The following is a 13,461-nucleotide window of genomic DNA, read 5'->3' as shown; positions in this document are numbered from 1 at the left end:
GGACTGGATCCCCCGTGCTGTTCGGCATTCAACACGTATTGGTTGAGCCGAACTGTGAGCAACTTAACACAAATGCAAAACTGACAGGTCGTTTAGTCGGGTTGTGTATTCATCTCGTCGCCGCCCCAGCGGGTGAGGTCGCGGGTTTCAAGGTAGCGGAAGACATCGTCGGGGTTTGAGAAGCGGTCGGCGATGTGGCTGGTGTTCTGTTTGAGGATCTCCGGCGTGTCGCGGTGGGGTATCTCGTGGCCCAGAAATTCCGAGAGCCGGGTGCATGTCGCGGGGTGTGTCAGGCTCGGGTAGTCGAGGATGAGCGCCTGATGGCCCCGGCGCGAGAGGGGTGTGAGGAAGGCGTCGCGGTAGCGGAGCATGGAGCGCTCAAACGTCTCAAAATCGGCGGGGTCGAAGTCGATGCGGTCCCCGGTTCTGTCCTCCGACCGGTGGCGCACCCAGCGCTGTGTGCGTTCGGCGAGGCGGAAGGACGAGTACTGCGCGAGCATGTTCTCGCGGATGACCATGACGAAACAGCTGTCGCTGTCGAGGATGTGGTCGATGACGCGGGGATCGTGGTGGGGGAAGAGTTTGAAGCCGACGATCCGGTAGCCGAGGGCGAGGCCATTGGCGATGTGGTTTTCCAGCCAGGAAACTGGGTCGGCGTCGCGCAGGGCGAGCGCGGTTGGGTCGCGGAGGACACCGCTGCGGAGTTGGATTTCCTCGTGGTGGAAAAGCTCGTGGTCGATCAGGGTATCTTTGCCGCGGGATATGATTTCGCAGAGCAGTGTGGAGCCGGTGCGGGCGAGGCCCATGACGACGAGGCGCTGTTGTGTGGTGGATGCGCCGGTCTTGCGGCGGCGTTTGGGCGGCGGCGCGCTGCGGAATTCCGGCCAGGTGGGGTCGGATGTGTCTGGCGGTTGTGTGCCGAGGCCGGGGAAGAGGCCGCAGGTGTCCGCCAGTGACCAGAGCGTGTCGGAATAGGTCGTGCCGAAGCGGGCGAAATCGGCATGGGGCGCGGGGCCGGAGGCGAGGGTGTCGCTGATACGCGCCCGCATCGTGGTGCTGAAATCCGCGTCGCGGACGAGGCGGGTGGCAATATCGACATAGTCGTCGGGGGTGCGGGCGATCAGTTCGGGCGTGCGGTACTCAAGGAGCCAGGCCGCGCCGGTGCGTTCGCGCAGGGTTTCGCCGAACAGCGCCACGACGATGCAGTTGCAGGCATAGGCCTCGCAGACGGTGGTGGCGCCGGAATACGGGAAACTGTCGAGATAGATGTCGCTGGCGGCGAGGATACGACGGATCTCGTAGGGTGTTTGCCGAGGCAGGATGGTGACGCGGTCGAAACTGACGCCGTGTTCCGCGAGGCGCGCGTTCAGGGCGCGGCGGAACAGGTCGGGGGCGCAGGACATGGCCCAGACCTGGGCGAAGGGGTAGAGGATCAGATGGCTGTCCGGGCTGGCTGCCAGGATGCGCGCCCAGGCGTCCATCAGGGCGGGCTGTATCTTGTGGATCATGGCGCCGGAGGTGAGGAGCGTGGCTGTCTCGGACAGACCGAAGCCGGTACGTACAAGCTCCGGCGGATCGTCGGGTTTGGGGATGTCGCTGAAATCGAAGCAGCATTGCAGCGGCTCGGCGATCCAGGCCATGGGCTCGGTGTACTGGGCCTGGATTTCCGGGCTTTCTGTGCCCTGCCATGCGATGACGTGGTCGAAGCTGCTGAAGCCCAGCGTCGTGGGGCAGTTAAAGCAGGTGGTGATCTGAAGCCGGGCGAGGCGGTGGGCCACGATGGAGGTGACCGTTTCCCAGTTCGCGATGTAGGCGCCGGGTACGAACAGATCGAGGTCGAGGGCGCGGATTTGAGCCACGGCGGCCTCGACGGAGTGATCATTGAGAATGATCGTTTGCGCGAAAATATCCCCGGTATCCACCGCGTCTTCGGCGTCGTTTTGCAGGATAAGAACGGGCTCGAATCGGCTTCGGTCGAGACCGTGATACATGGCTTTGGCGGACCAGGTTTCGGGGTTGGGCGAGAGGCTGCGGATGAAGACGCCAATGCGAAGTTTGTCAGCGTTGGGGCGTGGTGTGCGGGGATGGGCGAGGGTCGCGCCGGAGAGGGTGAGCAGGCGCTCGATGCAGCGGCTGCGCAGACGGATCATGCGGCGGAGATTGCCGGTGACGAACAGGGCCTTGGTGTTGTGCAGGCCCATGAGGATTTCAGCAGCAAAGTCGTGCAGGGCGGTGCCGGGGCGTTCCTCGGCCAGCAGTGTGTCGATCTGCTCAAACAGGGTTTCCAGATAGCGGATGTAAGGCGCGGACTCGCCAGCGTGGGAGAAATCCGGCTCCCGCCCGAGCCAGGCCGCGACGGTGTCGGAGCGGCGCAGCAGCAGGGCGGGTGTGCTGGCAAGATCGGGCAGGACGGGGCATTTGAAGGCGGGGATGAGCAGGAGCGAGACAAGGAAGATCCGCAGGCGGTTTTGCGGGGTCGGTGTGTCGGCCCAGGTGGCGTGCATGGCGGAGACGAGGGCGTGCTCCGGGTCGGTCAGGGGCGCGGCGGAGATGGTGGCGCTAAAGCGTTCAAGATCGGCCAGGGCGCTCGGTTGTGTGACGATGCCCTCAAGCACGCGGGTGTCCGACTGCCACAGGGCGCTGGCGAGGCGGGCGCGGAGGTCGAGGCGGTCGTCGATTGTCCCGCCGGGGTCACTGACGGCCAGGGTGGTGACGCGGGCCAGCAGATCGAGGACCGAGGGCCGGTCGGTGCCACGCGGTTGCGCCGGGGTGAGCGGCAGCGGCGCAGCGGTGCCGTCGAGGGCGAGGGCGGTGAGTTCGAAAACGGCGGGGGTGATTTCGGCTCCTGTCGCGTCGTCGCGCGGGGTGAGGACCGAGTGGATGGTGAGGATTATGTCGGTGTCATCTTCGGGCAGGGGGACGGTGATTTCGCCGGGGCCGAGAAGCTCGGCGGATTGCAGCATGTCGCCGTCGCGGGAGATGCCGATGACGTGACGCCGGGCCGGTGAGGGCGGAAGGACCGGGCGGAGGGTGAGGCGCAGGGCCGGTTTCCGCGTGCCGGGGGGAAGTGAAAAGGCGATCTCCGCTTCGGCATCGGTGTTGCGGATGCCGTTGCCATCGATTGCGTCCCAACCGCCGGGCATGAAACGCGGGGCGGTGAGGTTGTCGGCGATGTGCAGTACCTGGCCGGGAGTGAGACGGGGCGCGCCGTAGCCGGTGAGATGGGCTGCCGCGGGGGACATGGTCGCGGCACTTTTGGCCACCAGGCCGATGCGCGAGACGGTGAAGGGCCGGTCGGTGTCGGGGTTGGAGAGGGACAGGTTAAGGGCGAAGCGGGTGGCGGCATAATCGCCATTTCGGGGCAGGGGGAGGCGGATCGCCCTGCCGGGCGCGGCCTGGCCGGTGAACAGGTTCTGGTCGCCGCAACTGACCTGGAGCCATTCGGGTGGACTGTCGCGCTCAATGATGAGTTCGACGTCGTAGCGGCGGGGGCCGGGCGGGAGTGTCAGGCGAAGGATGGCGGTGTCGCCGATCATTGAGGCCGCTCCGTTGGGGGTGGCGGACCAGCCTTCGGAGGCGGGGTCCGCACCTACGATGTCACCCATGGGAGCGTGGTGTCCGGTGGGAATGAGCGGCCAGGCCTCGTTGTCGCTGCGGGTGGCGGCGTGGAGCTTCCAGAGGTTGAAGGTCGGCGGGCGGCGGCGTTTCAGGCGGCGGTACCAGGGGGGCGGGCTTTCCGTGCAGGAGATTTCGAGCCGGAATTTCTGCTGCGGTTCCCAGGGGTCGCGGTCGAGGGCGAAGCGGATGTCGTGGCAGGCCTCTTCCGGTCCGCGCCACAGGGTTTTGCCGTCGCTGCGGATTTCGAAACGGAGCGGGTGGTCGTGGTGATGCGGGCTGAGGGAGAGGGTGAAGTCGATGGGGCCAGGGCCGGGGTCGAGCGCGAATTCCAGCGCGGCGCGGTGGCCGAGACTGGTGCAGCAGCCGTCGAGCGTGGAGGCGGACCAGCCCTCGGCCAGGGTGTTCTGGTGGATGCCTCTCTGGTCGAACAGGAAGTCGGTATTCCAGTGCAAAACTTCCGTAAAGCGCGGGCGCATCAGGCGGTCGAAGCTGCGTGCGCCGTCGCGGCCAAAGAGGAACGCCGGGCGGCAGGTGATGGTGTCGGCGCCGGGTTCGTATGTGGGGTCTATGGGCGGCTTCCTGTGGGTGGCGATGACCGCGTGCAGGATGCCGATGGCTGCGGCGAGGCGCTGGCGCAGGGGGCTTTCGCCGGTCAGGATCGTGGCGATGGCGCGGCGGGCCTGGGCGCGGTAGGTGGCGAAATCGCGGGTCCAGATGGCGATGTTCGCGCGGATTTCCAGGGCGCGCAGGAGCAGCATGAGTTTGAGCGCGTCGCGGTCGGGGTCCTGGTGCAAGGTCAGCGGGTCCGTCGCGAGGGTTTCCAGGGCGGAGGCGGAGATGTCCATGTCGCGCAGGCCGCGGCGGGTGGACCAGCTGTCGAAACTGTCGCTGCGGGAATAGTTGTTGCCGCCATGGATGCGGTAGCTGCCCAGAACGCGGGGAATGGAGCCGATGCGGCCATGCAGCGCGGCGGCGCGGACCAGCAGGGCATCGGAGCAGATGCGCCAGTCCTCCTCGTTCATGGGCAGACAGGACTTGAGAAATTCGCGGTTGAAGGCGTTGCCGGAGGTGGGCGCGAAGGCGAAGGGCCCGGAGATTGCGCCGCTGCGCAGAAGACGCGGGCGGTTGTCTCCATCATTGGCGTTGAGCGAAAAGGGATGCGTGCCGATGCTGCGCCCGTCCGCGTCGATCATCTCAAGCCCGAAGGACATCAGCGACGCCTGCGGGTTCCAGAAGTCGAGCACGGTTTGCAGGGCGTGGGGGTGGAGCAGGTCGTCGGCGTCGAGGAAAAAGACCACCTCGCCGGTGGCGCGGGCGAAGCCCTCGTTGAAGGCCGCAGCCTGTCCGCCGTTTTCACGCAGGATGATTTCGGGGCCGTCCTGGTATTCCGCTAGGATGTCGCGGGAGGCGTCGGTTGAGCCGTCATCGACGATGATGATCTGATCGGCGGGGCGGGTCTGGTTCAGGACGCTGTAGATGCAGGCGCGCAGGAAATGGCCGTAATTGAAGCTGGTAATGATGACGGTGGTGCTGGGCAGCGCGGCATCGTCGGGCGGTGGCCGTGGGGATTGGGCGGTGGTTGTGTCCGCTTCCGTGAAATGGCGGTTATCGAGCGACATGGGCGGCTGTCCTCCGGGGTTTGGGGTCAACCGTCATGTGGGCTGCGTGTTCACGGGAGGGCTCAGGTGGGATGGGGCATCAGTAGGCGCCGCTGCCGCCACCACCTCCACCGCTGCTGCTGTTACTGCTGCTGCGGTCGGGGAGGCGCAGGTAGACCTTGGCGCGGTTTGGCAGGTTCCGCTGCACGCTTGCTGGCAGCTGGTTGAGTACGGCTGGAGAGACCTGGGTGAGGGTCGCTGCGGGCATGGCGATGAGCGTGGCGTTGACGCAGCCGCCGGACGGATCGGCCAGGAGCAGCGCCTCGACATCTCGGGGATCCTCAGTCTCCATGGCGCGGGCGCAGAGCTGCTGTTGCTCGGCGGCGCTGACGGAGGCGGTTGCGGGTGTGCCGGATGCGGGGGTGAAACTTTGGTCGTCGGCCGGGGCGCAGCCGACCTGTAGCAGGGGAATGGTGCCCATCGCGGCACCCGCGACAAGTAACCGCGTGAGTCTCGATGGTTTTTTACCTTCGTCCCTGTGTGTCACGGTCAACAGAGCCCCCCTGTTCACAGTTACGCTACTCCAAAACTCCTCAAATTTCCACACTTTATTGTTGAGTTGTTCGGCGCGGGAACGGTCGGGGCGTGGTGCAACGCGAAATAATCAAACAGTTGATTTGCCGCAAAACGCTGGGCAGGGTACTGTAAAGGTGGATGGTATCTGTATGCCGGATTAAAAGCTCATGCAGTATTCGGGTGTTCCTTATACGATTTTGCGTGGTCTGCTGGTCTGCCTGATGGTGGCCGGGCGGGCGTTTGCGCAGGATGGGGAAACCGACCGGATCGCGCTGGTTATAGGGAACAGCGACTATGTCAGCGTGCCGGCGCTGGCCAATCCGCGCAATGATGCGGAAGCGATTTCGGACAAGCTGGAGGCGCTGGGGTTTCGGGTCATCGAGCGGACCGACCTGGGTCTGGAGGCGACCCGCGACGCGATTATTGAGTTTGGGCGGGCCAGTTACGGGGCGGAGGTGGCCCTGGTGTTCTATGCCGGTCACGGGATGCAGATGAACGGGGAGAACTACCTCCTGCCCGTGGACAGCAGGGTGGAGAACCCGGATGCGGTTGTGTCGTCGTCCCTGCGCGAGGCGGAACTGCATGCGGCATTTGCGTTTTCCCAGCCGGATGTGGCGGTTCTGATCCTTGATGCCTGCCGGACCGATCCGTCGCGGCATGGGTTGCCGGGCAGTCCGGGCCTGTCGAGTGGGAATGCGGCCAGCCATGAGCTGGGGCGCATCCGCAGCAGCGCGGGGCTTTTGATCGTGTTTTCCGCGGCGCCCGGTGCGGTGGCGCGGGACGGTGAGGACGGGAACAGCCCGTTTACCACGGCCCTGCTGCAGTGGATTGACCAGCCGGATCTTGAGGTGGGTCCGATGGTGCGGCGGGTGCGGCAGACGGTCTGGAACCTGACCAATGGCAGTCAGATCCCGTGGGTTGAGGAGTCGCTGATCGACGACGTGTATCTGGGCCCGCGTCTGGAACAGGTGGACCGGGCGACACGGGAACTGGCGGAGCTACTGACCACAACGATCGCGGCGTTTGAGCATCCGGTGGAGCGTCATGCGGCGGTCGTGGTCTATACGCGGCTTCTGCCCGGGGTGGATTTTTCCGGGACGGATTTCACGCTGGCCGCCCTTGAGGTCGACAACCTGTCGATGGAACGGCCGCCGGATCAGGAGAGCCTCGTGTGGCTGTCGATCCGGGAGAGCTCGGATCACGAGATATTCCGGTCCTTCATTGCTGAGTATCCCAACAGTCTGTTTGTGCCTCTGGCCGAACAGCGCATCGCCGGGCTGACGGATGGGGAGGTGGAGGTGCCGCCGAGCCTGCCGGATGTGCCGGAGGACCCGGCGGCGGTGGAGGTCGATCAGGCGGTGCTGGCGGCGACGGAGGCGTCGCTGGGGCTCGACCGAGCGGACTGGCGCGGGTTTCAGGTGCTGCTGGCCCAGGCGGGGTATTACGCGGGGCCCATTGACGGGCTGATCGGGGCCGGAAGCCGGGGCGGGCTGGCGGCGTTTCAGGAGGCGAACGGGTTTCTGCCATCCGGGTATCTCGATGACGTGACGCTGCTGCGCCTGGTTGGCCTGACGGCGGGTGCGGCGCTGGGGTCGGAAGCCGGCAGGACCCATCGTGGGGCGATCCACCGGCTGGCAGCCATCGCGCAGCAGGGGCCGGGGGCCGAAGCGGAGGTGATCCGGGTGGCGACGCATCAACGGTTTCCGGAGGTCCACGACTACTGGCGCGGGATCGCCGATACCTATGAGGCGGAGCATCCCGGCACGATGATCGAATACGACGTGCGACCGGACATTCAGTACAAGGAGGATCTGCTCCTGATGCTGGGTTCGGAAACACCGCCAGACATTTACCTGACCTATGGGGGCGGGCATCTGCGGTCGGTTGCGGAGGCCGGGTTTGCGCGGGACCTGACGGAGGAAATGGGCGCGGGCCTGGCGCTGCGCTACAAGCCGGGGGCCCTGACCAATCTGATGGTGGGCGACCGCATTTTCGCGGTTCCCATGCGCATGACGCTGATCAGCCTCTGGGCCAACCGGCGGCTTCTGGCGGAGGCCGGGGTTGTGCCGGAGGACCTGGAGACGTGGGAGGGATTTGTGGATGCCGTGCGGGCGTTGCGGGCGGCGGGGATCACGCCGCTGGCCGCGGGGGCGGAAGACGCCTGGCCCGTGGGGATTTACTGGGGCATGTTTGCGCAGGCGCTCGGCGGCCGCGGGGTTGTGGACGACGCGCTGGCGGGACGCGGTGAGGGCTTCCGGGCGGACGCGTTTTTGCGCGCGGGTGGAATGCTGGCGGATTTGGCCGGGGCGAATGCGTTTCAGCCTGACCTGACCGGTACGTCCGAGAGCGAGGCCACGGGGATGTTCGTGGGCGGCAATGCGGCCATGAGTCTGAATGGGGACTGGCTGCGGGCCAGGGCCGCACGCAACTGGCCCGGTGGGGCGGAAGCCATGGCGGAGGAACTGGTGCGGGTGTCGTTCCCGCCGCGGGATTTGGGCGTGGATGGTGCGCTGACCTATGGCGGGGTCGACAGCTGGGTCATCAATGACGAGGCGCCGGAGGCCGCGGTGGATTTCGTCAGCGTTCTGGCCGGGCTGGAGAGTCAGACGGCGATTGCAGGGATGGGATTTGGCATTCCCGCAATCGCGGGCGCGGACACGGCGATCGGGGATGCGATGCTGGCGGAGGTGGCGGGGGAACTGACGCTCAGTGAATATCATCAGCTTTACCTCAACGAGGTGCTGGGCCCCTATGCCGGTGGTGTCATGGACGACGCGGCCGTTGCGGTCGCGCTTGGGGACCTGTCGCCCGTGGAGGCCGCGGCGGCGGTTGAGGCCGCCTGGGAGGAGATCCGCGAGGAATGGGGGGATGTGGTGGAGGCGGCAGAGTAGGGTGGCGCTGCCCGGCGGTGCCGCCGCGCCGGAGAATGCGCGACGCTTGAACGGTGTCGGGAAGCTGCTACGCTCATGGCGATGGGAAGACACGTCGCTGAAACCTGAGGATGCCCAGGGGGGAAACATGCGGGACTGTCGAATTGCGTTAACGGTGCTGGCCTTGAGCGCGCCGTTCCAGGTGGCGGCGCAGGCCCTGCCGGTCTGTCAGAGTAAAATCGGATGGTGTGAGATCTCCGACCCGGAGGCTGAGGGCAGGATCTGCGCCTGTCGCGACGGGGAGACCGTGGTGGAGGGCACCCGGGCCTGGGTGGAGACGGCCAATCCGTTTACGAAGCTCGAGGCGGACGAGGCCACCCGGATGCTGCCGCAATGGGCGATGGCGTCGCGCAGTTTCGCGGGGCCGGGGCAGATGCCTCCGGAGGCGTTCCAGGCTTACGGGGTCGTGGTGTTCAAGACGCGGGCCTCGCGGTTTGATGAAGACCGGCACCTGCTGATCTGTGAGGCCTATACCAGTGCGCTGGTACACGTGACGGAGATGAACGCGCCGACGGAGGAGCAGATGGTCACGATCTGGCCCGTCAGTAACGACGCGGTGGCCGATGAGATCAACGCGGCCTCCGGGGATGTCTGTTCGGTGGCAGTGGAGAATTACGGGCTCGTGCATGCGCATAATGCCCTGAAAATTCTGGAGCACTACCAGTCGCCGGATGGCGGGACATATGACACCGGCGGGCGGGGGCCGTTTTTGATTGCCTGGACGCCGGGATCGAAAATCACCGAGCCGGGCACGGTGGCCCTGATGGTGGATATGTCCGATGTGGATACGCCGGACGCGGCGGCCGAGACCTTCACACTCTGGCGTGACAGGATCCAGGGGGACCAGGAATTGTGGAAGGAGGACGCGGTCGAGGGCGGTCTGATCGCGGCAATTCGGAAGTTTTTTGACTCCAACGGGGAAATCCTCACAGCGGTGAGTGCGGCACAGTGAGTATTTTCGGGACATTCGCGAAGTTTGGTGTGCCGGCGCTGGTCGGGTTTCTGATCGGGCTGGTGGCGATTGCGATCATTCAGCCGGTGACGCTCAACGGGAAAATTCTGCTCGTGGCGACGGTGATCTGTTTTGTGGTTGTGTTTGCGCGGGTGCTGGCCGTGGTGCTGGCCCTGATCCGCCCGGCGCCACCGCAGAAGCCGGAGGACAGGCCGAAGGGTTAGAGGAGCGCGCTGAGCAGCCGCGCCTGAAGCCAGAGGATGGACGGGTAGGCTGAAATCCAGATCCAGAAGAAGCGGTTCAGGCCGAAGAAACAGGCGTTCGACAGGTGAAACAGGGCCGCGAGCATCAGCCCGCCGATCAGCAGTTCGCGCTGGACCAGCAGAAGCGGGAAGATCACCTCGAACAGCATCACCGCCCAGGACATGATCCAGAGCAGGCGCGGGCGGTCGGCCAACTGGCGCATGTTTTCGCTGACCGGGTAGGCGGAGAAGCGGAACACGTCCCCAAGGGCGCGGCCGCTGCGCCATTCGGGATTCACGATCTTCACCTGGCCGGAAATGAAATAGGAGAGCACAAGCTGCACGCCAAGGTAGCCGAAGGCGGTTTCGCGCAGGATCGGCGTTGGCGCGAAATGGGTGAGCAGGAGGCAGGTGAGGATCAGAAGGCCCATGCGGTCGCTGCCACCGTTATACGGCCCCTGAAAGCGGTGGAGGATTACCAGGCCAACGATGAAAAGGCCAAGCAGTGCCCATTGGGTCCAGAGGCCAAGGGCCACAAGGGCGCAGAGCGCGATGCGAACGGCAAACAGCGGGCGCCCGGAGCGGGGGCCGGCAAGGTGTTCGGCGCTGTGCTGGATCAGGGCGAGGGCCATCATGACCTCGGTCGCTCGCAGGGCGGCCTCAAAGGTCATGGGGCAGACCCGTCGGTTTTGCGGGCGCCGGACATGTGTGTGACGTCACGGGAGATGCGCCCGCTCTCGCGGTAAACGAAGACGACACGGAAGCGGCAGTATGGCAGGCGGCTCTCCGGCGGTACGCTGCGCCGGATTTCCGCGATGACGCGGTGGAAGATTTCGTCGACGCTGTGATCCGTTGGCTCTTCCATCAGGCGCTCGGAAAGACTGACGAGAAAAAGCGACTCGTTCCAGCGCGGGTTCCAGAACATGCGCCGGATGAATGTCAGGGCATTCAGGTGGTCCGGACGGGGGCGAAATTCTCGCCAGTCCCTGGGCTGTTCGGTTTCCGTGGCCGCCATCGCCCATTCGACCCGCGGGGACGGCTCGATGGATTTGAAAAACTGCCAGGACGGGATCACCGCCGGCAGCAGAAGCTGAACGGTCCGCAACATGCAGCCTGACCTAGCGCCGGGACGGTTACGGACCTGTTAAGTGTGCCGGACCGATCAGTCCTGGATGCCGTAGCCTGACATGCTTTTGGCGGTGGCGGCGATCTGGCGGTCGCTCAGCAGGACGGGGCCGCCGATCTGGAGCGTGTTGAAATACTGGTGCGCCAGGGTTTCGAGTTCGACGGCGCGCCACATGGCTTTTTCGAGGCTTTCGCCGACGGTGCACATGCCGTGATTGGCCATCAGACAGGCGGTGCGGTTCTTCATGGCCTTGAGCACGTGGCGGTTCAGTTCGGCGCTGCCGAACAGGGCGTAGTCGGCCAGCTCAATCGTGTTTCCGCCAAAGGCCGCGATCATGTAGTGACAGGCGGGGATGGTCTTGCGGGCCATTGCGAGCGTTGTGCAGTAGATCGGATGGGCATGGACCACGGCCTGAACGTCCTCGCGGGTGGAGTGCAGCGCGAGGTGAAAGCGCCACTCGGTCGAGGGCTTTCGCGGGCCGTCCCATTCGCCGTCCCCGTCGAGCGGCATGGAGGCGATCATCTCCGGTTTGCATTTGCTGTAAGGTGTCGCGGAGGGGGAAATCAGCATCCGGTCGCCGTATTTGGCGGAGATGTTGCCGGAGGTGCCCTGGTTGATCCCGAGCGCGTTCATTTCCAGACAGTATTCAATGATTTCCTTGCGGACGTTCAGCTCACTCATGATCCCTCCCGGTTTTTATTCGCGCGCAACATTGCGGAAACCCGGGGTGGAGACAAGACGGCGCGGGACGCGTAAAGCTTGACCGGTGCGGGTGCGGTGGCTATGGAGCGGGCAGGGCCGCCGACGCCCGCCTCCCGCAGACGCAAGTCCCGGTGAAGTTCGGTTTCCGACTGATACTGTTTCATTTCACGCATATCGCGCGGATGGCAATGCGGGTCCCTGTCCTGATACTGGCGCGATCCTTGTGGAAGGATGACAGGTCATGACCGACACCACCAACAACCGTTTTCTGCACGACCCTCTGGGTGTGACCTATGCGAGGACGGCTCTACCAATCATTTTCGTGATGGGCATGAACGGGCTTCTGGCCGTGGCCGATGCCCTGTTCCTGGGGCATTACGTGGGCCCGGAGGCCCTGGCCGCCGTGACACTGATGTTTCCGGTTTACATGCTCATCGTGTCGCTGTCGACGCTGGTCTCCAGTGGCATGTCGAGCCTGCTCGCGCGGCATCTGGGCGGCGGACGGCTGGAGGAGGCGCAGGCGGTGTTTGCCGGGGCGCATGGGCTTGCCCTTCTGGCCGGTGGGGCGTTGATCGTCCTCTTTGTGCTGGTTGGGCGGCCATTTGTACTGCTCGCGGCGGCGGGGTCGGTGAAACTTGCTGATCTGGGCCTGGTTTATCTCGGCATTACAGTATTTTGCTCGCCGCTTTTGTTTGTTTTGTCGGTGAATTCCGATGCCCTGCGCAATGAGGGCAGGGTCGGGTTCATGGCGTCCATGAGTCTGCTGGTTTCATTGGCAAATATCGCGTTCAACTGGGTTCTGATCGCCCGATTTGAGCTTGGCGTGGCCGGGTCGGCCTGGGGGACGGCGCTCGCGCAGGCCTTGGCCTTTTGCATCATCCTCGGATTTCGGCTGCGTGGCGGGACCGTGCTACCGGTGTCGATCCTGCGGCCTGGGCGGATGACTTATGCGTGGACGCGCATTCTGGCGCTCGGGGCGCCGCAGAGTTTGAACTTCATTGGCCTGTCGCTGGGCTCCGCCGCGATTATTGCGGCGCTGCAGATGGTGGACACACCCCGTTATGACGAAACAGTGTCGGCCTATGGCATCATCACGCGGATCATTACTTTCGCGTTCCTGCCGCTGCTTGGGTTGAGCCATGCGATGCAGACGATCACCGGCAACAATTACGGGGCGGCACTGTGGCAGCGGTCGAATGGCAGCCTGCGCTTTGCCATGATTGCGGCCACGGTCTACTGCGCGGTGGTGCAGACTGTAGTGACACTGTTCGCGCGGGAGATCGGCGGGGCTTTCGTGGATGATTCCGTGACCATCGCGGAAGTCGGTCGCATCCTGCCGGTCATGTCGCTGGCCTTCACCTTGTCCGGGCCGTTGATGATGATTGCCATGCATTTCCAGGCGACGGGCGATGCGGCGCGGGCGGGGCTGCTGGGGCTGTCGAAGCCGTATCTGTTCGCACTGCCCCTGACGTTTGTGTTCGCAGGTGTCTTTGGTGAGGCGGGCATCTGGGCTGCTGGTCCTGTTGCGGAACTTTGCCTTTTATGCCTGACTTGCTTTGTGCTCTCGGGCCTCGCGCGGCGGACATCCCGCCGCTGGGGTTTGTTTGAGGTGGGTTAGGATGTGTTGGCTTGTGTGCCATGTGAGGAATGGATTCCAAGTAACTGAAAAAAATTATAATAATCTTATTTTTGTTTTCCCGCCGGCAACTGTCTGATG

General features: G+C 64.7%; 9 protein-coding genes. 4 read left to right on the top strand and 5 right to left on the bottom strand.

From position 1 onward, the window contains the following. Positions 1-92: 92 nt before the first annotated feature. Complete coding sequence (locus ACP15P_RS17840; protein WP_424929827.1) at positions 93-5,237, bottom strand: glycosyltransferase; 5,145 nt, start codon at positions 5,235-5,237, stop codon at positions 93-95. 79 nt (positions 5,238-5,316) lie between these two features. Next, a complete protein-coding gene (locus ACP15P_RS17835) occupies positions 5,317-5,697 on the bottom strand; it encodes a hypothetical protein (RefSeq protein WP_424929826.1) in 381 nt (126 codons plus the stop codon). A gap of 262 nt (positions 5,698-5,959) precedes the next feature. Here ACP15P_RS17835 and ACP15P_RS17830 point away from each other — a divergent pair, with 262 nt between their 5' ends. From ACP15P_RS17830 to ACP15P_RS17820, 3 genes are all read left to right on the top strand, one after another. Then, entirely contained in the window at positions 5,960-8,683 is a 2,724-nt protein-coding gene (locus ACP15P_RS17830; protein ID WP_424929825.1) for an extracellular solute-binding protein, read from the top strand. A gap of 127 nt (positions 8,684-8,810) precedes the next feature. Continuing rightward, positions 8,811-9,674 carry a hypothetical protein gene (locus ACP15P_RS17825; RefSeq protein ID WP_424929824.1) on the top strand — a complete coding sequence of 288 codons (864 nt, stop codon included), beginning with the start codon at positions 8,811-8,813 and terminating at the stop codon, positions 9,672-9,674. Next, positions 9,671-9,898 carry a hypothetical protein gene (locus ACP15P_RS17820; RefSeq protein WP_424929823.1) on the top strand — a complete coding sequence of 76 codons (228 nt, stop codon included), beginning with the start codon at positions 9,671-9,673 and terminating at the stop codon, positions 9,896-9,898. The genes ACP15P_RS17825 and ACP15P_RS17820 overlap by 4 nt, the downstream gene beginning before the upstream one ends. Here ACP15P_RS17820 and ACP15P_RS17815 read toward each other — a convergent pair. The 3 genes from ACP15P_RS17815 to ACP15P_RS17805 are packed head-to-tail and all read right to left on the bottom strand — an operon-like array spanning position 9,895 to position 11,723. Continuing rightward, on the bottom strand, positions 9,895-10,587 hold the full coding sequence (locus tag ACP15P_RS17815; protein ID WP_424929822.1) for an HTTM domain-containing protein: 693 nt from the start codon (positions 10,585-10,587) through the stop codon (positions 9,895-9,897). The genes ACP15P_RS17820 and ACP15P_RS17815 overlap by 4 nt on opposite strands. Beyond that, on the bottom strand, positions 10,584-11,024 hold the full coding sequence (locus tag ACP15P_RS17810; RefSeq protein ID WP_424929821.1) for a hypothetical protein: 441 nt from the start codon (positions 11,022-11,024) through the stop codon (positions 10,584-10,586). The genes ACP15P_RS17815 and ACP15P_RS17810 overlap by 4 nt, the downstream gene beginning before the upstream one ends. A 54-nt stretch (positions 11,025-11,078) precedes the next feature. Next, the gene (locus tag ACP15P_RS17805; RefSeq protein WP_424929819.1) at positions 11,079-11,723 is read right to left on the bottom strand and encodes a class II aldolase/adducin family protein; all 645 of its coding nucleotides are present in this window, start codon (positions 11,721-11,723) and stop codon (positions 11,079-11,081) included. A 262-nt stretch (positions 11,724-11,985) separates the two neighbouring features. Here ACP15P_RS17805 and ACP15P_RS17800 point away from each other — a divergent pair, with 262 nt between their 5' ends. Next, the gene (locus ACP15P_RS17800; RefSeq protein WP_424929818.1) at positions 11,986-13,362 is read left to right on the top strand and encodes an MATE family efflux transporter; all 1,377 of its coding nucleotides are present in this window, start codon (positions 11,986-11,988) and stop codon (positions 13,360-13,362) included. Positions 13,363-13,461 lie beyond the last annotated feature (99 nt).

The sequence above is a fragment of the Amaricoccus tamworthensis genome (assembly GCF_049800875.1).
GTDB lineage: Bacteria > Pseudomonadota > Alphaproteobacteria > Rhodobacterales > Rhodobacteraceae > Amaricoccus > Amaricoccus tamworthensis.
Note: the sequence above shows the minus strand (reverse complement) of the source record. Positions and strands in the feature narration are given on the sequence as shown.